General features: G+C 68.4%; 30 protein-coding genes. 15 read left to right on the top strand and 15 right to left on the bottom strand.

The genetic code is table 11. The annotated features are described in order from the left end of the window. From LPA44_RS07570 to LPA44_RS07545, 6 genes are all read right to left on the bottom strand, one after another. A partial coding sequence (locus tag LPA44_RS07570) for a hypothetical protein (RefSeq protein ID WP_230888982.1) occupies nucleotides 1-180 on the bottom strand: 180 nt, incomplete at its 3' end. After that, nucleotides 177-1,538 (bottom strand): DUF58 domain-containing protein, encoded by a 1,362-nt coding sequence (locus tag LPA44_RS07565; protein WP_230888981.1) that lies wholly within the window; start codon nucleotides 1,536-1,538, stop codon nucleotides 177-179. The genes LPA44_RS07570 and LPA44_RS07565, both read right to left, overlap by 4 nt. Beyond that, a complete protein-coding gene (locus LPA44_RS07560; RefSeq protein WP_230888980.1) occupies nucleotides 1,535-2,125 on the bottom strand; it encodes a DUF7269 family protein in 591 nt (196 codons plus the stop codon). The genes LPA44_RS07565 and LPA44_RS07560 overlap by 4 nt, the downstream gene beginning before the upstream one ends. Then, complete coding sequence (locus LPA44_RS07555; protein ID WP_230888979.1) at nucleotides 2,122-4,680, bottom strand: transglutaminase domain-containing protein; 2,559 nt, start codon at nucleotides 4,678-4,680, stop codon at nucleotides 2,122-2,124. The genes LPA44_RS07560 and LPA44_RS07555 overlap by 4 nt, the downstream gene beginning before the upstream one ends. Nucleotides 4,681-4,739: 59 nt before the next feature. Beyond that, nucleotides 4,740-4,949, bottom strand: coding sequence for a hypothetical protein (locus LPA44_RS07550; RefSeq protein ID WP_230888978.1), 210 nt, complete (start codon nucleotides 4,947-4,949; stop codon nucleotides 4,740-4,742). A 31-nt stretch (nucleotides 4,950-4,980) separates the two neighbouring features. Then, the gene (locus LPA44_RS07545; protein ID WP_230888977.1) at nucleotides 4,981-5,568 is read right to left on the bottom strand and encodes an AsnC family transcriptional regulator; all 588 of its coding nucleotides are present in this window, start codon (nucleotides 5,566-5,568) and stop codon (nucleotides 4,981-4,983) included. Nucleotides 5,569-5,697: 129 nt separating this feature from the next. Between LPA44_RS07545 and LPA44_RS07540 the strand changes: the two genes are divergently transcribed. The 4 genes from LPA44_RS07540 (at nucleotide 5,698) to LPA44_RS07525 (ending at nucleotide 7,346) form a co-directional block, all read left to right on the top strand. Further along, nucleotides 5,698-5,895 (top strand): heavy-metal-associated domain-containing protein, encoded by a 198-nt coding sequence (locus LPA44_RS07540; RefSeq protein ID WP_230888976.1) that lies wholly within the window; start codon nucleotides 5,698-5,700, stop codon nucleotides 5,893-5,895. A gap of 59 nt (nucleotides 5,896-5,954) precedes the next feature. Then, nucleotides 5,955-6,323 carry a hypothetical protein gene (locus LPA44_RS07535; RefSeq protein WP_230888975.1) on the top strand — a complete coding sequence of 123 codons (369 nt, stop codon included), beginning with the start codon at nucleotides 5,955-5,957 and terminating at the stop codon, nucleotides 6,321-6,323. A 46-nt stretch (nucleotides 6,324-6,369) separates the two neighbouring features. After that, complete coding sequence (gene msrA, locus LPA44_RS07530; protein WP_230888974.1) at nucleotides 6,370-6,900, top strand: peptide-methionine (S)-S-oxide reductase MsrA; 531 nt, start codon at nucleotides 6,370-6,372, stop codon at nucleotides 6,898-6,900. A 107-nt stretch (nucleotides 6,901-7,007) separates the two neighbouring features. Beyond that, nucleotides 7,008-7,346 (top strand): molybdopterin dinucleotide binding domain-containing protein, encoded by a 339-nt coding sequence (locus tag LPA44_RS07525; RefSeq protein ID WP_230888973.1) that lies wholly within the window; start codon nucleotides 7,008-7,010, stop codon nucleotides 7,344-7,346. Here the strand turns inward: LPA44_RS07525 and LPA44_RS07520 are convergent. Further along, a complete protein-coding gene (locus LPA44_RS07520) occupies nucleotides 7,343-9,664 on the bottom strand; it encodes a heavy metal translocating P-type ATPase (RefSeq protein ID WP_230888972.1) in 2,322 nt (773 codons plus the stop codon). The genes LPA44_RS07525 and LPA44_RS07520 overlap by 4 nt on opposite strands. 105 nt (nucleotides 9,665-9,769) lie before the next feature. Next, nucleotides 9,770-10,048 (bottom strand): DUF2249 domain-containing protein, encoded by a 279-nt coding sequence (locus LPA44_RS07515; RefSeq protein WP_230888971.1) that lies wholly within the window; start codon nucleotides 10,046-10,048, stop codon nucleotides 9,770-9,772. A gap of 95 nt (nucleotides 10,049-10,143) precedes the next feature. Here LPA44_RS07515 and LPA44_RS07510 point away from each other — a divergent pair, with 95 nt between their 5' ends. Genes LPA44_RS07510 through LPA44_RS07500 form a run of 3 tightly spaced genes read left to right on the top strand, consistent with a single transcriptional unit; the run spans nucleotide 10,144 to nucleotide 12,626 of the window. After that, nucleotides 10,144-10,797, top strand: a complete 654-nt coding sequence (locus LPA44_RS07510; protein WP_230888970.1) for a helix-turn-helix domain-containing protein — start codon at nucleotides 10,144-10,146, stop codon at nucleotides 10,795-10,797. A 52-nt stretch (nucleotides 10,798-10,849) separates the two neighbouring features. Then, nucleotides 10,850-12,172, top strand: coding sequence for a hypothetical protein (locus LPA44_RS07505; RefSeq protein ID WP_230888969.1), 1,323 nt, complete (start codon nucleotides 10,850-10,852; stop codon nucleotides 12,170-12,172). 49 nt (nucleotides 12,173-12,221) lie between these two features. After that, complete coding sequence (locus LPA44_RS07500; protein WP_230888968.1) at nucleotides 12,222-12,626, top strand: hypothetical protein; 405 nt, start codon at nucleotides 12,222-12,224, stop codon at nucleotides 12,624-12,626. Nucleotides 12,627-12,632: 6 nt separating this feature from the next. On the opposite strand, the gene LPA44_RS07495 is transcribed toward LPA44_RS07500, so the two are convergent. Both LPA44_RS07495 and LPA44_RS07490 read right to left on the bottom strand, forming a co-directional pair. Continuing rightward, on the bottom strand, nucleotides 12,633-13,517 hold the full coding sequence (locus LPA44_RS07495) for a substrate-binding domain-containing protein (protein WP_230888967.1): 885 nt from the start codon (nucleotides 13,515-13,517) through the stop codon (nucleotides 12,633-12,635). A gap of 62 nt (nucleotides 13,518-13,579) precedes the next feature. Next, on the bottom strand, nucleotides 13,580-13,885 hold the full coding sequence (locus LPA44_RS07490; protein ID WP_230888966.1) for a CGCGG family putative rSAM-modified RiPP protein: 306 nt from the start codon (nucleotides 13,883-13,885) through the stop codon (nucleotides 13,580-13,582). Nucleotides 13,886-14,075: 190 nt separating this feature from the next. Between LPA44_RS07490 and nirK the strand changes: the two genes are divergently transcribed. The 4 genes from nirK (at nucleotide 14,076) to LPA44_RS07470 (ending at nucleotide 16,278) form a co-directional block, all read left to right on the top strand. Continuing rightward, nucleotides 14,076-15,149 (top strand): copper-containing nitrite reductase, encoded by a 1,074-nt coding sequence (gene nirK, locus LPA44_RS07485; RefSeq protein WP_230888965.1) that lies wholly within the window; start codon nucleotides 14,076-14,078, stop codon nucleotides 15,147-15,149. Nucleotides 15,150-15,278: 129 nt separating this feature from the next. Continuing rightward, a complete protein-coding gene (locus LPA44_RS07480) occupies nucleotides 15,279-15,815 on the top strand; it encodes a hypothetical protein (protein WP_230888964.1) in 537 nt (178 codons plus the stop codon). After that, the gene (locus LPA44_RS07475; RefSeq protein ID WP_230888963.1) at nucleotides 15,815-15,988 is read left to right on the top strand and encodes a hypothetical protein; all 174 of its coding nucleotides are present in this window, start codon (nucleotides 15,815-15,817) and stop codon (nucleotides 15,986-15,988) included. Before LPA44_RS07480 ends, LPA44_RS07475 begins: the two co-directional genes overlap by 1 nt. A gap of 50 nt (nucleotides 15,989-16,038) precedes the next feature. Then, nucleotides 16,039-16,278, top strand: coding sequence for a DUF2249 domain-containing protein (locus tag LPA44_RS07470; RefSeq protein ID WP_230888962.1), 240 nt, complete (start codon nucleotides 16,039-16,041; stop codon nucleotides 16,276-16,278). A 19-nt stretch (nucleotides 16,279-16,297) separates the two neighbouring features. Here LPA44_RS07470 and LPA44_RS07465 read toward each other — a convergent pair whose 3' ends face one another. The 4 genes from LPA44_RS07465 to LPA44_RS07450 form a co-directional block, all read right to left on the bottom strand. Then, nucleotides 16,298-17,335 (bottom strand): sodium:calcium antiporter, encoded by a 1,038-nt coding sequence (locus tag LPA44_RS07465; protein ID WP_230888961.1) that lies wholly within the window; start codon nucleotides 17,333-17,335, stop codon nucleotides 16,298-16,300. A gap of 76 nt (nucleotides 17,336-17,411) precedes the next feature. Then, a complete protein-coding gene (locus LPA44_RS07460; RefSeq protein ID WP_230888960.1) occupies nucleotides 17,412-17,696 on the bottom strand; it encodes a hypothetical protein in 285 nt (94 codons plus the stop codon). A 53-nt stretch (nucleotides 17,697-17,749) separates the two neighbouring features. Further along, entirely contained in the window at nucleotides 17,750-18,970 is a 1,221-nt protein-coding gene (locus tag LPA44_RS07455) for a TIGR04347 family pseudo-SAM/SPASM protein (RefSeq protein WP_230888959.1), read from the bottom strand. Beyond that, nucleotides 18,967-19,230 carry an Htur_1727 family rSAM-partnered candidate RiPP gene (locus LPA44_RS07450; RefSeq protein WP_230888958.1) on the bottom strand — a complete coding sequence of 88 codons (264 nt, stop codon included), beginning with the start codon at nucleotides 19,228-19,230 and terminating at the stop codon, nucleotides 18,967-18,969. Before LPA44_RS07450 ends, LPA44_RS07455 begins: the two co-directional genes overlap by 4 nt. 163 nt (nucleotides 19,231-19,393) lie before the next feature. Here LPA44_RS07450 and LPA44_RS07445 point away from each other — a divergent pair, with 163 nt between their 5' ends. After that, nucleotides 19,394-20,476, top strand: coding sequence for a radical SAM protein (locus tag LPA44_RS07445; protein ID WP_230888957.1), 1,083 nt, complete (start codon nucleotides 19,394-19,396; stop codon nucleotides 20,474-20,476). Here LPA44_RS07445 and LPA44_RS07440 read toward each other — a convergent pair whose 3' ends face one another. Then, nucleotides 20,477-20,845 (bottom strand): ArsR/SmtB family transcription factor, encoded by a 369-nt coding sequence (locus tag LPA44_RS07440; RefSeq protein ID WP_230888956.1) that lies wholly within the window; start codon nucleotides 20,843-20,845, stop codon nucleotides 20,477-20,479. It abuts the gene before it with no gap. Between the two features lie 166 nt (nucleotides 20,846-21,011). On the opposite strand from LPA44_RS07440, the gene LPA44_RS07435 reads away from it, so the two are divergent. Genes LPA44_RS07435 through LPA44_RS07425 form a run of 3 tightly spaced genes read left to right on the top strand, consistent with a single transcriptional unit; the run spans nucleotide 21,012 to nucleotide 23,465 of the window. Continuing rightward, nucleotides 21,012-22,160 (top strand): multicopper oxidase domain-containing protein, encoded by a 1,149-nt coding sequence (locus LPA44_RS07435; RefSeq protein WP_230888955.1) that lies wholly within the window; start codon nucleotides 21,012-21,014, stop codon nucleotides 22,158-22,160. A gap of 9 nt (nucleotides 22,161-22,169) precedes the next feature. Beyond that, the gene (locus tag LPA44_RS07430) at nucleotides 22,170-23,186 is read left to right on the top strand and encodes a halocyanin domain-containing protein (protein ID WP_230888954.1); all 1,017 of its coding nucleotides are present in this window, start codon (nucleotides 22,170-22,172) and stop codon (nucleotides 23,184-23,186) included. Nucleotides 23,187-23,237: 51 nt separating this feature from the next. After that, a complete protein-coding gene (locus LPA44_RS07425; RefSeq protein ID WP_230888953.1) occupies nucleotides 23,238-23,465 on the top strand; it encodes a hypothetical protein in 228 nt (75 codons plus the stop codon).

Here is a 23,465-nt window from a genome sequence, read left to right as displayed (position 1 = left end):
GGACAGCGGCTCCTCACGCGTCGCGAGCCCGGTCGCCACAGCGAGCACGCCGCCGCCCGCTGCCGCGAGGAACGCCAGCAGGCCGTACGTGCCGCTGGCGTCGTTGACGGCGAACAACACCACTGCGAGCATCGCAGCGCCCGCGAGGAGCGTCGGTCGGCGCACGGTCTCGGCGCTCATCGCTGTCCTCCTCGGATTGTGGTGGTCGCCCGGGCGACCGCGCTGGCCAGTGGCTCGTCGGGCGACCAGTCGACGACGTGCGCGCCCGCCGCCCGGAGGTCCGAGAGCGAGAGCGCTCGGTCGGTCGCGGCGAGCGTTCGTCCGGGCGTGTCCGTGGCGGTGACGTCCGGGCTGACCGCGGTGACGTGGTGGCCGTCGGCCGCGAGGCGGCGCGTCAGTGCGACCGGGAACTCGTCGAGCGCGGGCGAGCAGACGACGACCTGCGTGCCTGGCTGCACGCGCTCGGCAAACCGGTCGATGCGCGCGTCGTCCCCCGCACCGAGCCAACTGCCGCCGTCGGCCGTAGCGACTTGTTTTTCTCCCTGCTCGGGTTCGGCCTCCTCCGTCGTCGGTTCGGAGTCGTCCGCCCCGTCTTCGACTGCGGCGTCGAGCACGGTCGCGATGCGCGCGTGGTGCGCGTCACCCGTGCCGGGCGGCACCCACGCGGGGTCCGTTCCGCCGGTCACGGGGTCGTCGATACCGAACACCGCGAGCCCCACGCGGTGCCCGGCGGTTTCGAGCGGTTCGACGGCGCGCGCTGCGGCGTACGCAGACAGCGACGCGCCGGATGGCGTGCCGGTGTGGGCGGTTGCGTCGCTTGCGTCGCGGGCATCGACGGCGAGCACGACGGCGGCCGCGCGTCGCTCCCGGTAGTTCACCGTGGAGAGTTCGCCGGTCTTGGCGTAGCGCCGCCAGTTGATGCGGCTCGCGGGGTCGCCGCGCTGGTACTCGCGCGTCGAGTGGAACTCGATGCCCGGCCCGCCGGAGTCCGTCGGGAGTGTCCCCGCGTGTGCGGTCGTTTGCCGGCGAAGCGGTACGTCAGCGACGCTCACCTGGCAGTTCAGTTCGTCCGTTCCGTCGACGGGTGCGTCGACCGTGCGGGCGTTCGTCGCGCTCGCGCCACGGACCCGGACGGTCGGCGAATCGAACGGGAACTGGCCGCGGTCCGCGACTATCGTGTACTCGACAGTCGCCGTGCCGTCCGCCGGGAGCGCGAGCGCGGCGTCCGGCGAGCCGTCCACGACGCGGAGGTCGCCGGGGACGCCATCGGCGACGCGGACGTCCGGGAGCGCGCTCCCACCGACGTTCTCGACGGTGAGTTCGACCGCGACGCGGTCGCCGGGCAGCGGCGACTCCGTCGAGAGGTCGCGAGTAACGTGGACTCCGTCATCCGCTCGCGGGACGGAGAGCGCGCCGTACAGCACGAACACGAGTGGAATCACGGCGGCGACGAACAGCGCCGACCGGCCGCTCGCTGCGCCCGCGCCGGCGAGCACGAGCGCGGCCAGCAAGCCGCCCGTGAATCGCGACTGGCTCACCGCGATCCCTCCGTGGCGAGGTCGTGCGTTGCATCGACACTTCGTTCGACGCGCCGACGGAACGCCCGTCCGGGGTGTACCCACCCGCGCAGGCGCTCGCGGAGTGGGTATCGTGGCGCGCGTTCGTCCCCGAGGAACGCCGCGGCGACCGGGTCGCTCGTCCACTCGCCGCGCGCGACGGCGTCCGTGGCTTCGTCCCGCGAGACGCCGTGTTTCTGCGCACACGCTCGAACCGCTGTCTCCCGAATTCGCTCGCGGACGCGCGTTCGCGCTTCCCCCGCGAACGCGTCGCTGCCGTCAGCGATTCGGTCGAGCGCGCCGTCGACCGGCTGCCCGGGGTCGGCGGCAGTCGTCTCACTGCCTGTGTCCGCGAGCAGCGACGACTCGGTGACGGGTTCGGTCTGCCGGCGTCGACGGAACGCGTACCCGACTAGACCGGCGGCGACGACGGCGGTCGCGAGCGTCGCGTTCAGACCGCTCGCCGCGCCGACCAGCGACGCTGGTGCGAGCCCAACGACCACGCCGACGGCGACCGCGACGCCCGCGACGCCGACCGCCGCCAGCAGTGTTCTGCGGAGTGCGGTCATCGTTCGCCCTCCTCTCGCTCGTCTTCACGCACCGAATCGAGCGCCTCCTCCGCGCGGTCGAGCCGGGAGGACTCCGAGCGGCCGCCGTACGCGGCGTCCCGGAACGCGGCCGTGAGCGCGTACACGGGCTTCTTCGGGAAGCCACGCGCGATGGCCTCGCGCGCGACTTCCGCGGGCGTCTTCGTCTCCCAGCGGTCCACGCCGACGACCGCGACGAACCGCTGCCACACTGCTTGCAGGCGGCCGTCGGCGGCGTCCGCGCTCGATTCGACGCCCCGCTCGTTCGGCTCGGATTTGCGGCCGCTCCCTGCGCCGGCAGTCGCTGCGACGCCGGCGAGCCACCCGCGGACGTCCGGCAGGTGGACGCGGCCGGGGAGGGACGCAAACCACGCGAGGACGCCTCGCCAGCCGTCCGCAGCGGCCGTCCGCAGTTCCGCCGCGAGGTCGTCCAGCGCGCCTGCGAGCCCGACGAGTGCACCGACCGCGTACGACACGGACTCGCGAGCGACGGCGACGAGCGCACCCACGACGGTTCGCGGCGTGATACCGCGCTGCTGCGCGCTCAGCACGACGCCGGCGAGCGCGCTGAGAGCCACGAGCACGGCGACTGCGGCGGACGGCAGCACCCAGCCGAGGTACGTGGTCGTGGTCTTCTCGCTGGCCGTCGCGACGACGGCCGGCGCGCGCGTCAACGGTATCTCAAAGGAGACGGTGCCGTCCGCGTCGGTCATGCCGACCGATTTGCCGACGACCGTGACCGACGCACCACTCACCGGTTCACCGCCCGACGTGACGTGCGCGGTGGCCGTCGTGCCGGGGAGCGGCGCGACGAGCGAGGGCGACACCGCGACGGAGAGCGCGTCGACGGGGTAGGTCGTCGTCTCGCTGAGGTCGTCGCGGGACGCCGTCACCTCGAGCACGCCGCTGGCGTCCTCGGGAATCTGGACCGTGATTCGTCCCTCGTCGTCGGTGCGGCCCTGTTCGACGCCGCCGACGCTGACTGTGGCGTCCGGGAACGGCCGTCCGGCGACGGTGACGGTGAGCGTGCGCTCCGTGCCTGGGTCGACGTCGCCGTCGAAGGCGAATCGGACGTCCGCGTTCACGTCGAACGTCTGCGCGGAGTCGTTGCCGTCGTCCTGCTGGGCGACTACCGGCGAGGTGATGCTGTACGCGCGGTCGCCGCCACCGACACTAGCGGGCGCGAGCGAACTGCTGGACGCCGTGACGTTGACTGTCGTCTCGACGTCGACGCGCAACTGTTCGGCGTACGGGACGGTGAACGCGACTGTGCCGTTCTCGTCGGTCTGGCCGACGCGGTCGCCGTTCACGACGAGCGCGACGTCGCGCGCGGGCAGGCCGGCGGTCGTCACGGTCGCGGTCACGCGCTCGCCGGGCACCGCGGTCCGGTTCAGCGAGACGTCGAAGTCGCGCTCGTCCTCGTGGAGTTCGTCGCGCGCGCTCTCGCGAGCGTCGCCGGGCGTCGGGTCGAAGCGTACCCAGCCGACGTCCTCGAAGTACACTTCAACCCACGCGTGGGCGTCCGCGCCACGGACGAGGTACCTGTTGTCGCCGACGTACTCGCCGCCCGCGTAGCCGACGACGTAGCGTGCGGGGACGTCCTGCGAGCGCAGCATGGTGGTCATCGCGGTCGCGAAGTACTCGCAGTAGCCCGCGTCTTGCTCGAAGAGGAACTGGTCGGTAATCTGGTCGCCGGGCTCGGGGACGTCGGTCAGCGAGTAGGTCTTCTCGGATTCGAGGTGCTGTTCGATGCGGCGCGCTACGTCGTAGCGATTGTCGGCATCACCGACCACCTCCGCAGTACGCTCGCGGACGCGGTCGGTCGTCTCCACGGTCGTGTACTCGGTGTCGACGACGCTGCCCGCGACTCGCACGTCGTCGAGCACGCTCGGGGCGTTCAGCGGTTCGACGCTCTGCACGCGGTAGGTCTGGCTCTCGGAGAATGCGGGGTTCGCCTCGATGCCGCCGGTCGTGCTCAGCGCTACCGTGGAGCCACAGCCGTCGTTCCCGCACGTGAGGTCGACCGGACGCCACGGCGTCGGTAGCGACGTCGCGGGCTGGCGGAGCGTAATCTCGTTCCACTCGGTCGGCCGCTCCTCGACGGGGCGCGGCGGCTGCACGCGGTTAACCTGTTGGCGCTCCCAGCCCGAGCCGGTGTAGGTGGTGTACGCTTCCGTCCGCCAGTACCGCGACTCGTCGGCTTCCGCGACGAAGTGCGCCTCCGTCGCGTTCGCGCGCTGGCCGGGCGACATCGGCCCACCAACGTCCGCCGTCCGCCCGGGCGTGAGGGCGCCGAACGCGGACGTCCCGAAGTCGAAGTTGCCCCGCTGTCCGTCCACGTTGCCGAGGAGTGCGTCGGCTCCAGGGAGTTGGCGCAGGAGTTCCGGGACCTCGCCGGGTGCAGGCGGCGAGTCGAGGCCGCCGAGCGGGGCCTGTCCAGCGAGCGCTGGTGCGGCCGTGGAGGCGGCGACGAGGCCGATGGCGCAGACGACTGCGAGGAGGGCGCGTCGCGCGTCGGGACCGGGGGCGTCGCTCATTCGTCTCCCCGTTCGCCGCCACGCCACGTATATGATTCGGAGGGTACGGTGGCGTACTGTCAGTCCACGTCCAGAATTCCGACTGTCGCCAGCACTGCTTGCGCGACGAGCACCACCGCAAGGCCCGCGGCTGCGAACAGGAGTGGCGCGGCGAGCAGGCGCGCGACGCGGTACGAGAGCACCAGCCGGCCGAATCCGAGGACGACGAAGCTCGCCGCGACGAGCGTAAACAGCAGCAACGAGCGCGAGATGAACGCATTCCGGCGCACACTCGCTAACTCGTGTGCGAGCGCTTAGCGTTTAGGCTTCGGCCTCGTGGCGGTCGTAGCGCTCCTCGAAGCGCGCCTGACACGACGAACAGCAGAAGTGGTAGCGGTCGCCGTCGATGTGCGCGGTCTCACCCTCGCTGGTGACGGTGTTCCCACACTCCGCGCACGCCATCGCGAAGTCCTCGCCGACGCTGGGGTGCCACTGTGCTTCCGCGAGCAGCGTCACCTCGTAGTCGCGGAGGCGCTCGGTCCCGACAGTCTCGGTCACCCACGCACGGACGTCCTCGACGGGGAGCCGTACCGAGCACACGACATCGCCGCTCGCGGTGACAAAGACGTGTTCGACAGCGTCCGCACTGCCGACGGCCTCGCGGACGGCTTCGACTTCGCCTGGCGGGACGGACAGTTCTACGAGGACGTTCGCGCCCTCGCGGAGCCGCGAACGGTCGATATCCACAGTGAAGCGCTCGATGACGCCGCTGTCTTGGAGGTTCGCGACGCGGTCCGAGACGGCGGGCGCGGAGAGCCCGACGTCGTCGGCGATGTCGCTGTACGGGCGGCGGGCGTTCGCCGCGAGCAGTTCGAGAATGCGGCGGTCGGTCTCGTCGAGATCGGTCATGCCGACCCCTCAGCGATAACGACACAAAGTGATTTCGCCGAACAACGTTCGAATCCAAACTTCGAGGGCGGTCCGAGGCGAACGTCATGAGGCGAAACTGCATTAGTGCGGCGAGACCAATAGACGAGTATGTCCCGAACCATCACCGTCGAAGGGATGAGCTGTGGCGGCTGCGAATCGACCGTCGAAGACGCCCTCGCTGACGTCGAAGGTGTCGAGTCTGCGAGCGCGGACCGCGAACACGACGCCGCGACTGTCGAGGGCGACGCGGACACCGACGCCCTTGTCGCTGCCATCGAGGACGCCGGCTACGACGCGTCCGCGTAAGTACCAGCAGGCGTCGCGAGAGACGCAATCCTCAACCACCCGACGCCCGAAACTAGGGCGTGACTGATTATCGTCCCGGTCAGTGTAACATCGGCAGCGAGCAGCGCCAGCGCCGCGCTCGCATCGCCGCGCTGGCCTTCCTCACGGCTGCCGTCGTGGTCGCCGCGTATCTCGCTGGCGCCCTCCCGGAGCCGCTGTTGCTCGTCGTATTCGTCCCGCTGGCAGTCGGCTTCGAGTGGGCGTTCCAGGCCTACGAGTCGTTCTGTGTCCGGCTGGCGCTGGCTGGTCAGTACGCGTTCGGTGACGACCGCGAGGAGGTTCCGGACGCCGCGAACCGCCGCACCGACCAGTTATACGCAGCGAAAATCACCGTCACGAGCGTGCTGCTGTCGGCGCTCGTCACGGCCGCGCTCGTGTTCGCGCTCTGATGCTGGTGCCGCGTCTGTTAACTGCTGGGCCCACGAACGAGTGGATATGACCGAGACTGCGACGTTCGGCGGCGGGTGTTTCTGGTGCGTGGAAGCGGCGTTCGAGCAGCTCTCCGGCGTCGAGGACGTCACCTCGGGGTACGCCGGCGGCCAGGTCGAGGACCCGACGTACCGTGAGGTCTGCAACGGGACAACTGGCCACGCGGAGGTCGTGCAGGTAGAGTACGACGCCGACGAACTCGCCTACGAGGACCTCTTAGAGGTGTTCTTCAAGGTCCACGACCCGACGACGCTGAACCGGCAGGGACCGGACGTGGGCGAGCAGTACCGCTCGATTATCCTCTATCACGACGACGAACAGCGCGACCTCGCCGAAGCGTTCGTCGCGGACCTCGAAGCCGCGGACGCCTACGAGGACCCCATCGTCACCGAAATCGAACCGCTGGAGACGTTCTACCGCGCGGAGGACAAACATCAGAACTACTTCGAGAAACATCCGAATCAGGCGTACTGCTCGGTGAACGTCGCGCCGAAGGTTGCGAAAGTGCGCGAGCAGTTCGCGGACCGCGTGCAGTAGCGCTCGGGCCGTCTCTGCTTGCGCGTCGCGGAAAGATTCTTGCTACTGCCTGCCACACTCTCCACTAGAGACTCACATGACGGGAGCCACAACGGGGGCGATGCGGCGTGTCGACTGAGGAGGGACTGACGAAGACCATCTGTCCGTACTGCGGCGTGGGCTGTGGCATCAGCGTCCGACAGGGCGCCGAGCACTTCGGTATCGAGGACGGCGACAGCGTGACCCTCCAGTCGCGGCGCGGGGAAATCACGCTGCGCGCGAACGTTACCGAGGCAATCAAGGAGGGCGTGGTGTGGACGACGCCGCACTTTGCGGACGCGTCGGCGAACGTGCTGACGAACGACGTGCTTGACGAGCGCGCGAAGATTCCCGAGTACAAGGCGGCCGCCGTCGACGTGACCGTGGCGGAGAGCGGTCAGGACCCCGACGCACCCGCAGACGACTAGTTCTCGCCGTCCGCGTCGAGTTCCGGTTTTACACGCGAGAGCCGCATCGCGTTCCCCGTGACGGCGGTGGTCATCCCGGCGTCGCCGACGAGCACGGCGACCCAGATAGGCACGAATCCGAGCGGGACGCCCGCGGCGAGAATCGCTTTCGCAGCGAGACTCGACCAGATGTTCTGTCGGATGACGCCGTTCGTGCGGCCGGAGAGGTCGTAGAGGTACGGGAGCCGCGTGAGATCGTCGCCCATCAGCGCGATGTCCGCCGTTTCGAGGGCGGTGTCCGTGCCTGCAGCACCCATCGCGACACCGACAGTGGCGGTGGCGAGCGCGGGGGCGTCGTTGACGCCGTCCCCGACCATCGCAACCGCTTCGAACTCGTCGGTGAGGTCCTCGACGGCTTCGACCTTCTGTTCGGGGAGCAGTTCCGCGCGGAACTCGCCGACGCCGACCTGCTCGGCGATAGCGCCGGCAGTGCGCTCGTTGTCCCCGGTGAGCATTACGGTGTGTTCGACGCCGAGGTCGCGGAGGCGCCGGATGGACGCCTTCGCTTCCGGGCGGACCTCGTCGGCGACCGCAATCACGCCCTCCAGTTCCTCGTCGGTGCCCACGAGGATGACCGTCTTACCCTCACTCTGGAGCCGCGGCACGAGGTCTTCGAGGAGGTCCAGGCAGTCGTTGCGCTCGCAGAGGTCGCGGCTCTTCTGCGTGACCATCCCACCGTCAGTGGCGGCGTGGACGTGCGAGAGGTCGAAGCCGAGGTCCGCGAAGTAGCCGGGTTTACCCGCGTAGTGCGTGGTTCCGTCGAGGTCCGCGGTGACGCCCTTCCCGGTGACGCTCTCGAAGTCCGAGACCGCGCGGCCCTCGATGCCGCGGTCGTCAGCGTGCTCGACGATGGCGTCCCCGATGGGGTGCTCACTGCGGGATTCGAGGCCGCGCGCGCAGCGCAGCACGTCCTCGTCGGTGTTGTCGCCGAGCGGCACGACGTCGGTGACGGTGAGTTCGCCCTTCGTGAGCGTCCCCGTCTTGTCGAACGCGACGGCCTCCACGGCGCCCATCGCTTCGAGGTGGTTGCCCCCCTTCACGAGCACGCCGTTCTTCGCGGCGCTCGTGACACCCGAAACCACCGAAACGGGCGTGGAGATGACGAACGCGCAGGGGCACGCGAGCACGAACAGCGTGAGCCCGCGGAGAATCCACGTCGGCCACGACGCGCCGAAGAACAGCGGCGGGACGACGCCGACCAGGATGCCTGCGCCGACGACGACGGGCGTGTAGTAGGCGGCGAAGCGCTCGACGAACTGCTCGCGGTCGGTCTGATTTGCTTGCGCGTCCTCGACCATCTCGACGATTCGCGCAAGCGTGTTCTCCGTGGCTTCCGCCGTGACCTGGACTTCGAGGTAGCCCGCCTCGTTGATGGTACCCGCGTACACCTCGTCCCCCTCGGTCTTGTCGACGGGTACGCTCTCGCCCGTAATCGGGGCCTGGTTGACGGCGCTCTCGCCCTCGACGACCACGCCGTCCATCGGAATCTTCTCACCCGGCCGGACGACCACGCGGTCGCCGACGCGCACGTCCTCGATGGGGATGGTGACTTCCTCACCGTCTCGCTGGACTGTCGCCTCGTCCGGAGAGAGTTCCATGAGCTCCTCGAGGGAGCTGCGCGCGCGGTCCATCGAGTAGGATTCGAGGAGTTCCGAGACGCTGAACAGGACTGCGAGCGTCGCCGCCTCGAAGTAGAGGCGCTCGCCGAACGCGACGCTGGCGGAGACGGCACCGAGGATGGCGACGGACATCAGCAGGTCGATGTCGAGGTTCAGGCTCTTCAGCGAGTAGTAGCCGCCGCGGACGATGGGCTGGCCCGCGATGAGGATGCCCCCGAGGAACGCGGCGTCTGACAGTAATACGTCGCTGCCGAGCAGTTCCGCGACTGCGGCGTTCGAGCCGGGGAGGAGGAACTCGAAGAGGAAGCCGGCGGCGACGAGGACGGCGCTCACCCACGTCTTCAGCGCGCGCGGACTCGTCCAGACGGAGCCTGGGCTGGCGGGCTCGGTGCGCTCGCCCTCGCTCTCGCCGGACCAGCCGGTCACCTCGTAGCCCGCGGCCTCGATGGCAGCGACCAACTCGGCTTCGTCGGCCTCGTCGGGGTCGTAGGTGACGACGACGCGGCCGGTCGTCGGCTGCGTGTCGAAGGACTGGACGCCAGCGACGCCCTCTAGGGCGTGCTCGACTTTGCCCGCGCACGACGGGCAGTCCATGTCGGGGACCGACAGCCGGGCGGTCATAGTGGCGGGAGTCTCGCCGCCAGGTGAGTCGTCGGTCATGTTAGTCGAGGCTACGAGCCACGCAGTTATTAATTCGGCTGTTACAGAGCCGGCGTGAGATAGGATATTGTAATAAAAATCGGCAGTCGGATTGTTAACTCGCGGTTACGCGTCTGGGGACCAGATACCGGTGACGACGGCGTCGTCGGCTTCGACGGTGGCGTACTCGTACCCGCGGTCGTCGAGTTTCGGGTAGAGGTGCTGTGGGGCGCGGTCGTTGACCTGCACGAGCACGACGTCGTTGGCGAGGTCCGGCAGCGTCTCCAACGTCTGCACGAGCGGGTTCGGCGGTCCCAACTCGCGGACGTCGAGCAGTTCGCGCTCGCGGTCCAGCGGCACGGGTGTCTCCGAGAGGTGCGCGTGCCAGTCGGTCGTCGTGGCCATGTCTACACCGACGGCTCCCGCCGCCCACAGCGTTCTCCCGAACACGTTCGGGAATACTTCTTGAGGCTGGGGCCGATATGTACGAACATCTTCGCATGGCACGAGCACAACTCACCATCGACCTGCCCGACTCGGTGTGGATTTCGGCGGTGTCCACACAGTACCCCGACACGCTGTTCCGCGTTCTCGCGGCGTTCCCCGACGACGACCGCGGCGTCGCGCTCCTCGAACTCACGGGTCCCGACGTCGTCGAAGTCCTCCGCGAGATGCACGAGGCCGACGGCGTCGAGGACATGGAGCCGCTCGAACGCGACGACGACTCCGTGCTCGTCGAGTTCGAGACCAGCGAGCCGCTGCTGCTGTTGACGCTTCAGGAGGCCGGCCTCCCGCTGGAGCCGCCGCTAGAAGTGTCGAACGGCAGCGCCACGCTGGAAGTCGTCGCGCCGCACGCGAAACTGTCGGCGCTGCGCGACCAACTGGACGCATTCGGGATGGACTTCGAGGTCGGCTACCTCTACGAGTCCGGGGACTCCGAGCGCCTGCTGACGCCGCGCCAGCAGGAACTGCTCGGCGCCGCCATCGAGGCCGGCTACTACGACACGCCCCGCGAGTGCACGCTCACCGACCTCGCCGACGACCTCGACACCGCCAAGTCCACGCTCAGCGAGACGCTGCACCGCGCCGAAGAGACCGCCATCAAGCAGTTCGCGAGCAACCTCCCGCGGTTCGCCGACCAGAACCTCGCGTAGACCGAACACGTTCGGGAGAATTCGCACACGCCGTCACCGCCACACTTCAGCCATGAGCGCCGTCCCTGCCGGACTCGCGACCGACCAGCAGCCACCGATGACGGTGCCACTACGGTACTTCCTCGTCGGCTTCGCCTTCCTGCTCGCCGGCGGCGCCGTCGGCCTCGCCACCGTCCTCGGTACCGCGCCCGGATTCACTCGGCTCGCACACGTCCACCTCCTACTGGCCGGCTGGGTCTGTCTCACTATCATGGGCGCGATGACGCAGTTCGTGCCCGTCTGGTCGAACGTCCCCGTCCACTCTCGGCGGCTCTCGAACGCCGCGCTCGCGCTCGTCACCGTCGGCGTCGCCGGGCTCGCGGGCGCGTTCCTCGCCGCCAACATCCACTGGATTCACGGCTTCGGCGGGCTGCTGGTCGCCGGCATCTGGGCGTTCGCGTACAACCTCGCGCGCACTCTTCCGCCGGTCCGCGAGTTCGACGCCACGGAGGCCCACTTCGCGTTCGCGCTCGCCTGCTTCGTCGTCCTCGCCGCGCTCGGCTTCGTGCTCGCGTTCGACCTCTCGACGTCCGTGCTGCCATTCGCGGGCGTGACGCGGCCACAGATCGTCGGCGCGCACGCCACACTGGCCGTGTTCGGCGCGATTCTCTCGACCGTCTTCGGCGCGCTCTACCAGCTCGCGACGATGTTCACGCAGACCGAAATCGAGGGTCGTGAGCGCTTCCTCGCGTACGCCGAGTACGCCTACCCCGGGGGCGTCGTCGCGCTCGCGACGGGACGGCTGCTCGCGCTTCGACCGCTCGCCGTCGCCGGCGGCCTCGTGATGGCCGCTGGCGCGCTCGCGTTCGCCGTGCTCCTCGCGAAGAAACTCCACGAGGGTCGCGTCGAGCGCACGCCTATGCTCTCCCGGTACGCTGTCGTCGCCGTCGCACTCGCCGCGTGGAGCCCGCTGGCCGCACGTGAGTGGGTCGCCGCGCCGCTCGCCCGGAGCGCGCTGTTCGGCCCGACTGCGGGCGTCCACCTCTTGTTCGTCGGCGTCGTCGGCTTCGTCGTGATGGGGTCGCTGTACCACGTCATCCCGTTCATCGTCTGGGTGCACCGGTACAGCGACCGGCTCGGCTTCGAGCCCGTGCCGATGATAGACGACCTCTACGACGACCGCCTCGCCGCCGTCGACGGCGCGCTCGTCACGCTCGGCGCGGTCACGCTGATTCTCGGACAGACCGGCATCGCGCCCGAGCAGGCCACTGTCTCAGGGGCCGTCGCGCTCGCCGTCGGCTTCGTCGTGTTCACCGCGAACCTCGTCGGCGTCGTCTACCGGCACGGCCGCGTCCTCCCCGAGCGCTTCCACGGCCAGCCCGAGAACGCCGACTGACACTGCTGGCCGAAGACACTTACCGCGCACCTGCGACGGCTCCAGACAGATGCCTTCCACGTCGTTGCTCGGCCGCGGGGCGGCCCGCTCGCTCCTCCGCTCGCTCGTGCTCGTCCTCGGTGTTCTCGTCGGCTACGTTGTGGTGTGGTGGCTGCTCGACCCCGGCGCCTATCTGTTCGCGATTTTCGGCACGTACGCCGCTCTCGTTGGATTCCTGCTGCTGCAGGTCGTCCGTGCGAGCGTGATGGACACGTGGCGCCGTCGGGTCGCCGCGCTCGCGACAGCGCCCGCGACGACCGGCGCGATTTTCGCGGGCCTGCGGCCGCGACCGGCGTGTCTCGATCTGTCGGGGTGTGGAGAAGGGCTCACACTCCAGCCCGTGTGGTTCGCAGGGTTCGTTCTCCTGACGGCCGCTCTGATTGCTGCCGACACGAGATGGGAAACGGGGGGTTGACGAGCACTACGGTGCCCACTCAGCGGGTACGTATTGGTCGAAGTCCGGCTCCTCGGAGCGTGCGAGCGGCCGGAACGCGCGTTCGCCGTCTACACGAAATGTCTCGATGCGGCCCTGGCCCGGCCCGGTGAGGTAGCCGACGAACGCCATCGCGAGCGCGTACGCGACGTCGTGGCGCGCGGGATTCGTGGGGATGACGGCGTACTCGTTGCGGAGCAGGTCGGGCGGGTCGTCGAGACCACGGGCGACGTGCGCGGCGAGGTCCGTCTCCGTGTTCAGGAACGTGCCGCGGTCGACGAGCGTGTACGCGCCTGTTTCGCCCGCCGCGATCAAGGTTGCGCCCATTCCCTGTCCGGTTTCGCGGTACCAGTTCCCCGTGGGCTCGACGCCGGCTTCGTCCCAGAGCCGACGTTCGCGGACGTGCGTCCCAGAGCGGTCGCCCCGGGAGAGGAACGTCGCGCGGTTGGAAGCGATTGCGCGGAACGCGGCGAGCGGGTCGCTGCCGGCCGTGCCGGCGGGGTCGTCCGGTGGGCCGACCACGAGGAAGTCGTTGCCCATCACGGTGCGGCGATTGACGCCGTGGCCCGCCCGCAGGAACTCGTCTTCGAGCGGACGTGCGTGGACGAACACCGCGTCGCAGTTGCCGTCCCGAGCCGTGCGGAGTGCGGCACCCGTCCCCCGAACGACTGCGCGTACCGTCGTGTCGAAGGCGTCCTTGAACCCTGCGGAGATGTCACCGAGCAGTCCGCTGTCGTTGACTGTCGTGGCCGCCGCGACCGTCAGCGTCTGGTCGGCGATGGCGGCGCTGCTCCCGTCACTCCCGCCGAGACAGCCCGCCACCGACAGCGCGCTGCCGACGCCGAGTGCTTGCAGGTACCGCCGCCTGTCCATGCGCGGACAACTACTTGTGGTTACAAAGACGTTACGAGATAACTAAAAATAGTTACGTAACGTCAGTTGACGATACGGACACGGGTGACGTGGCCCCCGCAGCCACACTGGTCGACGTACTCGTAGGCGATGCCGTCGCCGAACGCGTCGTCGAGTTCGTCGTAGAGATACGTCTCGGGGTGACCGTGGTCGCCGTGCGTGACGAGGTTGACGTGGTATCCGGTAGCGGTGGATTCGACCGCGTCGAGGGCTTCCTCGACGACGAGCGCCTGGTTCTCGGCGTGTTGGTCCTGTTCGAGGTTTGCGGACCACGAGTTCTGATGGACGCCGTCGACGGTCTCGGCGTCCTCGTGCGAGGTTGATGCCATAACTGTAGGTTCGTCGCGCACGTGGGTGAGGTGTTCCCCGAACAAGTTCGGCTCAGATGTGGTTCGAGGTCCCGCGAGACACTTATAAAACGGGCCGCGAACTGGTTCGGGGGTGTCGCAGGAGAACGGGAAACGCAGACCCGCTTGAAGGGGTATCCCCGGTATTGTCCAAGTGAAGAGGTGCCCACCCATGTTCGACACCACTCGCCGGCGCGTGCTGCAAGGCCTCGGAATCGGCGGAACCGCCGCAGTCGCAGGCTGTACCGCTCCCGGCGGTGACAGTCCGGCGACCGAACAACCCCAGCAGAACGCCGCAGCGCAGACGACCCAGCCGGACGTCGACCGCGTCGCCGCCGACCCCACGGACGTCCCTGACCCGGTCGACTGGTCGTCGCCGAAGCACCACGACGTCGAACTCGACGTGAAGGAGGTCACCGCAGAAATCGAGCCCGGGGTCACGTTCAACTACATGACCTTCGACGGGCGGATTCCCGGCCCGATGATTCGGGTGCGCCGCGGGGACACCATCTCGTTCACGCTGAACAGCCCCGACGGCAACGCGATGCCGCACAACGTCGACTTCCACGCCGTCTACGGGACGGGTGGTGGCGCGGAAGCGAACACGGTCGCACCAGGTGAATCCGCCGGCGTCGACTTCACCGCGAAGTACCCGGGCGCGTTCATCTACCACTGCGCCGTCCCGAACATGGACTACCACATCTCCAGTGGGATGTTCGGGATGATTCTCGTCGAACCCGAGGACGGCCTCCCGGACGTCGACCGCGAGTTCTACCTCGGCCAGCACGAACTCTACACGAACAAGGCGGTCGGCGAGGAGGGACACCACCAGTTCGACATGGACGCGATGGCCAACGAGGACCCGACATACGTCCTCTTCAACGGGGAGAAGTACCCGTTCACGCCGGACCGTTACGGCCGCCTGCAGGCCGAGACCGGGGAGACGATTCGCGTCTACCTCGTGGACGGCGGCCCGAACGTCTCCTCGAACTTCCACCCCATCGGGAACGTCTGGACGGAAGCCCACCGCGACGGCGCGCTCGGGACGCCCGAGGAGTACGTCCAGACGATGAAGGTCCCACCGGGAAGCTGCATGATTGGGACGATGGACACGCCCGTCCCCGAGACCATCAAGCTCGTCGACCACGCACTCAGCCGCGTCGCCCGCAAGGGCCTGCTCGCCGAGGTCGAAGTCGCCGGCGAGCCCGACGAGGAGATTTTCGACCCCGACCCCGGGAGCGAATAGCGCGCTAACCGCCAATCGGTCACTCATCCGCCGTTCCCGCGGCCGCTAGCCGCGCTGCCGTCTGTTCTGCACGACCCGCCGAACACGTTCGGGACTACGCATAGCGGGCCGTAGCTCGTCCTGTGTAACATGTACGGCCTGGGCTCGCAGTCCGACGACGCGCTCGCTCCCGAAGGGGAGTTCGACCCCGACGTGAATCCCGAACCCGGCGCGTTCCTCGCCGGAAACGACGTCCTCACCGGCGACGACCACGTCGCGTTCCACGAAGTCACTCGGGAACTGTTCGACGAGCGCGGCGTCTACGACATGACCTTCGGGTACAACCTCGCCGACCTGAACCGCGACACCCGCCACACCGAGGCAGGCTACCGGTACGCCGTCGACGCCGACGACCCCTCGGTGTTGCGCGCGGAGTTCACGCCGACGACGCCGTTCTGCCCGCAGAGCCACACGCTCACCATCGGCTCGTTCCGCGCGTGGAACGGCCTCAGCGAGCGCCACGACTACGACCTCGTGCGGGTGCGCGTCGCCGACTCCCACCAGCGCAGCGAGTCCATCAACGAGGAACTCCGCGAGCTCGAGGAGACCTACCTCGAAACCGGCGAACTGCCGGACGAAGATGCGGAGGACGCTGGCGGCACGGAGCCGGCCGGCGCACCGTTCTGATGCCACCAGCTGTCGCCGGCCTGCTCGCCGGACGCGGCCTCGAAGCCGTGGCCGTTGCGGTCGCCGCGGTCGCGGGGTTCGTCGCGGACGGCACGGGTGCCGTTCCCATCGCCGCGATTGTCGGCTTCTTCGCCGCGAAGTCAGTCGAGAGCCTGCGGCTCGCACTGGCCTGACGAACACCTTCGGGGAAACCGCTTGGCTGCTGTCCGTCGATACGTCGAGTATGGCGACGACAGCCGACACGGATGCCCGCCTCGACGCGCGGGAAATCGACGGGGAACCGTTCAGCGACATCGTCGCGGAACTGGACGCGCTCGACGACGGCGAGACGCTGCTGTTGGTCAATAGTTTCGAGCCCGAACCACTGTACGACGTCCTGGCGGACCGCGGCTTCACGTACGAGACCGAACAGGCGGAGGCTGACGAGTGGCGCGTCTACATTACGCCCACGACCGACGACTAGGCGGTCGCTCCGGGGCCGCTCAGATTCCCTTGATGAGGTCGGTCAGGCCGACCGTCTCGCTGACGACCCACGCGACGAACGCGGCGTACGCTGCCAGCAGCGTGTACGCCTCGACGCCGGTGACCGAGAGGTCGGTCCGCAGGATGGCGAACAGGAGCACTGTCGCCAGCGTGAGCACGCCCAGCATCGGGACGGCCACCGCGAAATTCACGGTGACGGCACCGACGATGAGCACGCCGACCGGAATCGCCACCAGTAGGTCGAACGTGTTCGACCCGAGGACGTTCCCGAGGCTCGTGATGCCCTTGCCGGCTTTCGCCGTCCGCACGCTCACGAGGGTGTCCGGGAGGCTCGTCGCCGCCGCGACGATGGTGACGCCAGCCAGGAACTCGGGGATGCCGAACGTGTGGCCCAGTGACTCGACGGCGCCGACGAGCTGTTCGACGGCGACGAGGATGAGCACCAGTCCGCCCGCGAGGCGCGCCCACTCGCGGCCCACTTCGATTCCCTCGGGCACCGCGGGTGCGTCGTGGTCACCGACGTCCTGCCACTGCACGAAGAGATACAGCCCGTACAGCAACAGCGGGAGCACCGCGAGCGAGCGCGTGAGCCGTCCGGCCAGCGCGGGGCCGTCCGAGACGGGGACGTAGATGACTGCGAGCGCGAGCGTGACGACGAGCGCGGAAACCGCAATCATGTAGAACTGCGCTTCCTTGTAGACGATGGTGCGGTTGGTTTCGAGGTGGCCGTCTGTGGCAATACCCGCAAGCGCGGGGATGACGAGGATGTTGAAGATGGCGGAGCCGACGATGGCACCGACGCCCATGTCGAACGTACCCGCAAGCGCCGTGAAGACGACGCTCGCGAGTTCGGGGAAACTGGAGCCGACGGCGACGACGATGGAGCCCTGCACGACCGCGGGGAGGCCGTAGTACGTCGAGAGGTGTTCGGCCGACGACTCCAGCCAGCCGCTGCCGAACCAGACGAGGCCGGTCGCAGCGATAACGACGAGCACGTTCACGAGCGGGCTGTTCGGGAGAAGACCACCGAGAGGCATGTGTGCGGCCAGAACCGGTAGGACGTTAATCGTTGGTGAATGCAGTCCGTCGAGGAGGGTCGGCGGGATGAATTCGCTACTTCGGAGAGAGCGCCCACCGATACAGATTCCCGGCTACGACGGCCACGGCGTAGAGGTACATCGCGAAGAAGACCGAGTACGCCAATCCGGAGAGTCTCGGGAAAAGGGAGTTCTGTATCAGGTCGGAGCCGACCACGAGCAGGTAGCCCGGGATTTGGAGGAGTTGTACTTCGATGAGCGGAGCGACCGCAACGAGACCGGCGGCGAGTAGAAATGCGCCCAGCACTGCTGGTCCAACGAACCGGTCACGGGTCGGAGGGCGGCTGTTGGCGGCGGCCATGAGTAGCCATTCAGGCGACAGGACGAAAGGTCTTGTTGCGCGAGGCAGCCGAATCAGTCCGCGTGTGCGTCGCCGGAGCCACCGGGTGCGTCAGCCGGGCCGCTACGCTCGGCTTCGGTGAGGTAGCACTTCGGGTCCGGGTCGAAGGGGCCGCCCGCGCTCAAAGCGCGCAGCCGCGACCCGCCCCGGCAGATGGACTGGTACCCGCAGCCCGCGCACTTCCCAGTGAGTCGGTCGTCGCGGTCGCGCAGGCCCGAAAGCAGCGGATTGGTCTCGTCGCTCCAGAGCTCGCTGAACGGGCGGTCGCGGACGTTCCCCAGCGAGTACCCCTGCCAGAACTGCGTCAGGTGGACGTTCCCCTGGTAGTCGACGTCCGCGATTCGCTCGCCGGTCGGGTCGCCGCCGTTCGCTTCGAGGTAGCGGTGGATGCGGTCGGCCTGCGTGTCGCCGAGTTCCTCCCGGGCGTACTCCACGAGGAAGCCGGCGTCGGCGTAGTTCCCGACGAGTAGCGTCTCGATTTCCTCGCCCTGTTCGTGGTACTCGCGGGTCAGGTCACAGACCGTGCGCACGGCCTCGCGGGTGTCCGCGGGCGAGAGGTCGAGATTCGAGATGTCGGCGCCGCGGCCGCCGTAGTCGAGGTGGTAGAAGCAGAACCGGTCGACGCCGACGTCGTGCAGCAGGTCCACGACGTCCGGGAGGTCGGGCGCGTTCGCCTCCGTTATGGTGTAGCGAAGCCCGGTCTTGAGGCCGGCGTCGAGGCTGTTCTCGATGCCGCGGACGGCCGCGTCGAAGGCCCCCTCCTCGCCGCGGAACTCGTCGTTGCGCTCCGGGAGGCCGTCTACGGAGACGCCCGCGTACTGCAAGCCCGCTTCGCGGAGCGACTCGGCGCGCTCCTCGGTCAGAAGGGTGCCGTTCGTCGAGAGCACCGGACGGATGCCGCGGTCCGCGGCGTACGCGACGAGTTCTTCGAGGTCGTCGCGGACGAGCGGCTCGCCCCCCGAGAACAGCACGACGGGGATGCCGAAGTCGGCGAGGTCGTCGAGCAGGTGCTTGCCCTCCGCGGTGGAGAGTTCGCCGGGAGCCGTCTCGGTGTCGGCGGCCGCGTAGCAGTGCGAACAGTAGAGGTTGCACTGCTTGGTGAGGTTCCAGACGACCACCGGGCGCTGCTGTTTCTGCTCGGTAATCTGATCGCGGCTGGAGTCGGCGGCGGCGTCGTAGCGCAGGCCGTCGCTCTCCGCGTCCAGCCCGCAGAGCAGCTTGCTGACGGAAATCACGCCGACTCACCTCCGGCGGGCTCGCCGAGCGTGTGTGCGGTGTAGCGGCGCGTCTCGTCGGCGGGACAGAGCCAGACATCGCGTGCGGTCCAGCCGAACAGGTCGCTAGCGCGGTCGTGGGCGGCGTCTGCGTCGCCCGCAGTGACGCTGCCGACGTGCTGTAGTGCGCCGTCGGCGTCCTCGCGCACGAACACCTCCCACTCGCGGCCAGTCGCCGACCGAGGCGCGTCGCGCACCCGCGTTCGGTCCTCTGGGTCCATGTCGTCGGCTAGCGCCTCCGTGCAAAAGGTGCCCACGGACGTTCCCGAACACTGGGAACCGACACGCCGAACAAAGTCCTGGCCGGTCGTCGCTCCACGTGAGGCGGCGCCACCGTGTGGGACCTGGCCTGTCACCTGCCCAATCGCCGCCTCGATTGTAACGATGACGCCAGTAGACACCGACGAGCGCCCGTTCGTGCTCATCTGGGAAGTGACGCAGGCGTGCGAACTCGCGTGCGAGCACTGTCGGGCCGACGCGACGCCGAATCGCCACCCGGACGAGCTCACCACAGCGGAGGGGAAGGCACTGCTCGACGACGTCCGTCGCTTCGGCGACGGTCAGCTCGTCGTGCTCTCCGGGGGCGACCCGCTCGCGCGCGACGACACCGTCGACTTGGTGGAGTACGGCACGGACATCGGCCTCCGCATGACGGTCACTCCGAGCGGGACGCGCTCGCTCTCGACGGAGGCCGTCCAGGCGCTCGCGGACGCTGGCGTGAAACAACTCGCCGTCAGCATCGACGGCGCGACGCCGGAATCACACGATTCGTTCCGTGGGGAAGCCGGGAGCTTCGAGGAAACCGTCCGCGCAGCACGCGACGCCCGCGAGGCGGGTGTGCCGCTGCAAGTCAACACGACGGTCTGTTCGCAGACCGCCGACGACTTGCCGGCCATCCGTGACCTCGTCCGGGAGTTGGGTGCGGTGCTGTGGAGCGTGTTCTTCCTCGTACCCGTGGGTCGCGGCCGCGTCCTCGACCCGATTTCCCCGGCGCGCGCCGAGGACGTGATGGCGTTCCTCGACGAGGTGTCCCGCGAGGAGGAGTTCGGTGTGAAGACCACGGAAGCCCCGCACTTCCGTCGCGTGCGCGCCCAAGCAGCACAGGAACGCGGCGGGGGTGGCCCGCAGCGACGTGGCGGCATCACCGCCGGCGACGGGTTCGCGTTCGTCAGTCACACCGGCGAGGTCTACCCCTCGGGGTTCCTCCCCGAGTCAGGAGGAAACGTCCGCGAGCAGTCCGTCGTGGACGTCTACCGGAACAGCGACCTCTTCGAGACGCTCCGACGAAAAGACGACCTGCAGGGGAAGTGTGGCGCGTGCTCGTTCCGCCACGTCTGCGGCGGCAGCCGGTCGCGGGCGTACGCGGTGACCGGCGACCCGATGGCGAGCGACCCGCTGTGTCCGTACGTCCCGGAAGAGTACGACGGGCCGCTGCCGGACCGACAGGCGGGCCCAGCGGACGACTAGTTACTCCCGTTCCTCGGTGCGGTCGAGGGAGACGTGGATGTCGTTGTCCTCGCCGAGCCGGATGGTCGCTTCTTCGAGCGTCGCCCGGTAGCGGGTCGTGTGGTAGCCGTCTTCCCGGAGTTCGGTCTGCGTTTCCAGGAGCCCGGCGTCCGAGAGCGTGTGGAGTTTCCGGTACGTCGAGGACAGCGAGAGGTCCGCGGCGTCGGCGACTTCGCTGGCGGTCACGGGCTCGCTGGCGCAGCCGAGGACGCGCCGACAGAGTGGGTCGGTGAGCGCGTCGAGGACGGCCGCAGGGTCGGTTTCCTCGACGGCTTCGAAGGGGCCGCGGAGCCGCGCGTCGGCGTCCGTCTGGTCGACGTTGGTCTGCATCACCGACTACTCGGGCCGCGACGAGGGTAGGCCGACGGCCGAACATGTTCTACCACTTAGTGGGTCGAATATGTTCGGCACTTTCCCAACAACTGGGAACTGTTTCCCGGTCCCGGGAATCACCGACCCGGGCTTTACCGGGGACTGTCTACGCTGAGGTGTACCCATGAGTGACCGTATTGGCGCACCCGGTTCCGGCATCTCGCGGCGCGAATTCATCGCGGCGACGGGCGGCACGAGCGTCGCCGCGCTCGCCGGCTGTACTGCTCCCGCCGAGCAGGGTTCTAGCGTGACGAACACGACTCCTAGCCAGCAGGCCTCGCAGTCGAACCTCCCGACGACGAGCCCGCCGGAAGTCGTCGACGCGACCGAACAGGGCAACCAGGTGACGCTAAAGAGCGTGCCGGCGGTCCACCAGGCCCACCCCCTCGACTCGATGGGGGGCCCCGTCGAACTCCCCCGCGTGTGGGCGTTCGCGACCGAGGACGGCGACCCGAGCGTCCCCGGCCCCATCGTCCGGACAGAGGAAGGTGAGGACATCGAGGTCACGCTCGACAACACCGAGGGCAAGCGCCCGCACACGCTGCACTTCCACGGCACGCAGAAGGCCTGGAAAGACGACGGCGTCCCGACGACTACGGGCATTCGCGTCGACCCCGGCGAGAAGCACACGTACACGATTCCCGCCAACGTCCCCGGCACGCACGTCTACCACTGCCACTACCAGACCCACCGCCACATCGACATGGGGATGTACGGCATCTTCCGCGTCGACCCCGAGGGCTACGAGCCCGCGGACAAGGAGTACTTCATGACCGTCAAGGACTGGGACTCCCGGCTCAACCGGAAGATGGCCGGCGAGGACGTCTCCTACAGTCCACGCACGCGCAGCCCGGACGTGTTCACGGTCAACGGGAAGGCCGCGCCGCGAACGCTCCACCCCGAGGACGGCTCGCCCATCATAGTCGACCAGGGCGACACGGTGCGCATCCACTTCGTCAACGGCGGCTACATGAACCACCCGCTGCACCTCCACAACCACCGCTTCCGGCGGATAGAGAAAGACGGCGGGCAGATTCCCGAGGCCGCCCAGCACGAGATGGACATCACGAACATCGCGCCCGCCGAGCGCCACACCATCGAGTTCGAGGCGGACGCCGAGCCCGGCATCTACCTGATGCACTGCCACAAGGTCAACCACGTGATGAACGGCTCGTACTACCCCGGCGGCATGCTTTCGGGCATCGTCTACCGGGACGCGATGGACACGGACATCTTCGCCCAACTGATGGAGTACGCGGGCTACGAAGCGTAACTCAGGACCATGATACCCAACGACATTCCCACGGTCACGAGGCGCAGCGTGCTGAAGACGACGGCTGCGGCGGGCGCGGCGGCAGCCACAGGCGCGGCGTTCAGCGGCTCCGCGCTCGCGCAGGACGCTGACCTCCAGTCGTGGTTCGAGGGCGTCAGCAACTACGACGGGGTCGTCGACAAGACCGGGCAGTCCGAGGTAACTGTCGAGGTCGGCGTCGAAGCCAACAACGGCCCGTACGGCTTCGGCCCCGCGGCCATCCGGGTCGACCCCGGCACCACGGTGACGTGGGAGTGGGTCGAGGGGTCGCACAACGTCGCCGCCGAAGACGGCAGTTTCGAGAGTGAACTCACGAACGAGACTGGGTTCACGTTCACCCAGACGTTCCAGGAGGAGGGCGTGACGCGGTACGCGTGTACGCCGCACAAGACGATGGGGATGAAGGGCGCGGTCGTCGTCGGGGACGTCGACGTCGGCGCGTCGTCCTCTAGTGGGTCCTCGGAGGACTCTGGGTCGAGCAGCCAGCAGGTCGACTTCGAGGGCTGGTTCGAGGGCGTCGAGAACTTCGACGGTGTCGTGGACAAAACCGGAAACTCGGAGGTCACCGTCGAGGTCGGCACGGATGCCAACGGCGGCCCGTACGGGTTCGGTCCTGCCGCGATTCGCGTCGACCCCGGCACGACGGTGACCTTCGAGTGGGTAAACGGTACCCACAACGTCGTCGCCGAGGACGGCAGCTACGAGAGCGAACTCACCAACGAGTCCGGGTTCACGTTCACGCAGACGTACGACAGCGAGGGCATCTCGAAGTACTACTGTAACCCCCACCGGACGATGGGGATGAAGGGCGCAGTCGTCGTCGGTAGCGGCGGCAGCGCGAGCAACAGCGGTGGCGGAGGCGGTGGCGGGCTAACGAACTCCGACATCGGCGTGCTCGCGTTCGCGGGCGCGCTCGTCGGCGGCCTGCTGTCGCCGTTCGCGCTGCGCGCGAAGAAATCCTCGTCGTCGCCGTCGAACCGCCGCTGACGGTTCGCTGGGCCACGCCGCATAAGTGGCTTCGTGGCGACGGTTTCGCGTATGGACGAAGTCCTCGAAGTCGTCGAACTCGCGGCTGACTCGGGCTTCGAAGGCGTGTTCGTCTGGTTGTTCCGACTGCTCGGCCTCGTACTCGTGCTCGCGGGACTGGGGCTGTGGCTGCTCGGCGATGCGGGACTGCTGTGGCTCCCCGCGATTCTCCTCGTCATGGGCGTCGTGCTCGCCGTCGTCCCTGACCTGCTGTTGTCCCTCGTCGAACTGACGGGGTGA

This window comes from Halobacterium sp. KA-4, assembly GCF_021028995.1.
Lineage (GTDB): Archaea > Halobacteriota > Halobacteria > Halobacteriales > Halobacteriaceae > Halobacterium.
The sequence above is the reverse complement of the archived record's forward strand: the minus strand, read 5'-3'. Positions and strand labels throughout refer to the sequence as shown.

What these genes read in the sequence shown, in the direction of transcription:
- LPA44_RS07560 (WP_230888980.1), bottom strand. Translation starts at nt 2,125, where the DNA reads ATGACCGCACTCCGCAGAACACTGCTGGCGGCGGTCGGCGTCGCGGGC.
- LPA44_RS07555 (WP_230888979.1), bottom strand. Translation starts at nt 4,680, where the DNA reads ATGAGCGACGCCCCCGGTCCCGACGCGCGACGCGCCCTCCTCGCAGTC.
- LPA44_RS07545 (WP_230888977.1), bottom strand. Translation starts at nt 5,568, where the DNA reads ATGACCGATCTCGACGAGACCGACCGCCGCATTCTCGAACTGCTCGCG.
- LPA44_RS07540 (WP_230888976.1), top strand. Translation starts at nt 5,698, where the DNA reads ATGTCCCGAACCATCACCGTCGAAGGGATGAGCTGTGGCGGCTGCGAA.
- msrA (WP_230888974.1), top strand. Translation starts at nt 6,370, where the DNA reads ATGACCGAGACTGCGACGTTCGGCGGCGGGTGTTTCTGGTGCGTGGAA.
- LPA44_RS07520 (WP_230888972.1), bottom strand. Translation starts at nt 9,664, where the DNA reads ATGACCGACGACTCACCTGGCGGCGAGACTCCCGCCACTATGACCGCC.
- LPA44_RS07515 (WP_230888971.1), bottom strand. Translation starts at nt 10,048, where the DNA reads ATGGCCACGACGACCGACTGGCACGCGCACCTCTCGGAGACACCCGTG.
- LPA44_RS07510 (WP_230888970.1), top strand. Translation starts at nt 10,144, where the DNA reads ATGGCACGAGCACAACTCACCATCGACCTGCCCGACTCGGTGTGGATT.
- LPA44_RS07505 (WP_230888969.1), top strand. Translation starts at nt 10,850, where the DNA reads ATGAGCGCCGTCCCTGCCGGACTCGCGACCGACCAGCAGCCACCGATG.
- LPA44_RS07500 (WP_230888968.1), top strand. Translation starts at nt 12,222, where the DNA reads ATGCCTTCCACGTCGTTGCTCGGCCGCGGGGCGGCCCGCTCGCTCCTC.
- LPA44_RS07495 (WP_230888967.1), bottom strand. Translation starts at nt 13,517, where the DNA reads ATGGACAGGCGGCGGTACCTGCAAGCACTCGGCGTCGGCAGCGCGCTG.
- LPA44_RS07490 (WP_230888966.1), bottom strand. Translation starts at nt 13,885, where the DNA reads ATGGCATCAACCTCGCACGAGGACGCCGAGACCGTCGACGGCGTCCAT.
- nirK (WP_230888965.1), top strand. Translation starts at nt 14,076, where the DNA reads ATGTTCGACACCACTCGCCGGCGCGTGCTGCAAGGCCTCGGAATCGGC.
- LPA44_RS07480 (WP_230888964.1), top strand. Translation starts at nt 15,279, where the DNA reads ATGTACGGCCTGGGCTCGCAGTCCGACGACGCGCTCGCTCCCGAAGGG.
- LPA44_RS07475 (WP_230888963.1), top strand. Translation starts at nt 15,815, where the DNA reads ATGCCACCAGCTGTCGCCGGCCTGCTCGCCGGACGCGGCCTCGAAGCC.
- LPA44_RS07470 (WP_230888962.1), top strand. Translation starts at nt 16,039, where the DNA reads ATGGCGACGACAGCCGACACGGATGCCCGCCTCGACGCGCGGGAAATC.
- LPA44_RS07465 (WP_230888961.1), bottom strand. Translation starts at nt 17,335, where the DNA reads ATGCCTCTCGGTGGTCTTCTCCCGAACAGCCCGCTCGTGAACGTGCTC.
- LPA44_RS07460 (WP_230888960.1), bottom strand. Translation starts at nt 17,696, where the DNA reads ATGGCCGCCGCCAACAGCCGCCCTCCGACCCGTGACCGGTTCGTTGGA.
- LPA44_RS07450 (WP_230888958.1), bottom strand. Translation starts at nt 19,230, where the DNA reads ATGGACCCAGAGGACCGAACGCGGGTGCGCGACGCGCCTCGGTCGGCG.
- LPA44_RS07445 (WP_230888957.1), top strand. Translation starts at nt 19,394, where the DNA reads ATGACGCCAGTAGACACCGACGAGCGCCCGTTCGTGCTCATCTGGGAA.
- LPA44_RS07440 (WP_230888956.1), bottom strand. Translation starts at nt 20,845, where the DNA reads ATGCAGACCAACGTCGACCAGACGGACGCCGACGCGCGGCTCCGCGGC.
- LPA44_RS07435 (WP_230888955.1), top strand. Translation starts at nt 21,012, where the DNA reads ATGAGTGACCGTATTGGCGCACCCGGTTCCGGCATCTCGCGGCGCGAA.
- LPA44_RS07430 (WP_230888954.1), top strand. Translation starts at nt 22,170, where the DNA reads ATGATACCCAACGACATTCCCACGGTCACGAGGCGCAGCGTGCTGAAG.
- LPA44_RS07425 (WP_230888953.1), top strand. Translation starts at nt 23,238, where the DNA reads ATGGACGAAGTCCTCGAAGTCGTCGAACTCGCGGCTGACTCGGGCTTC.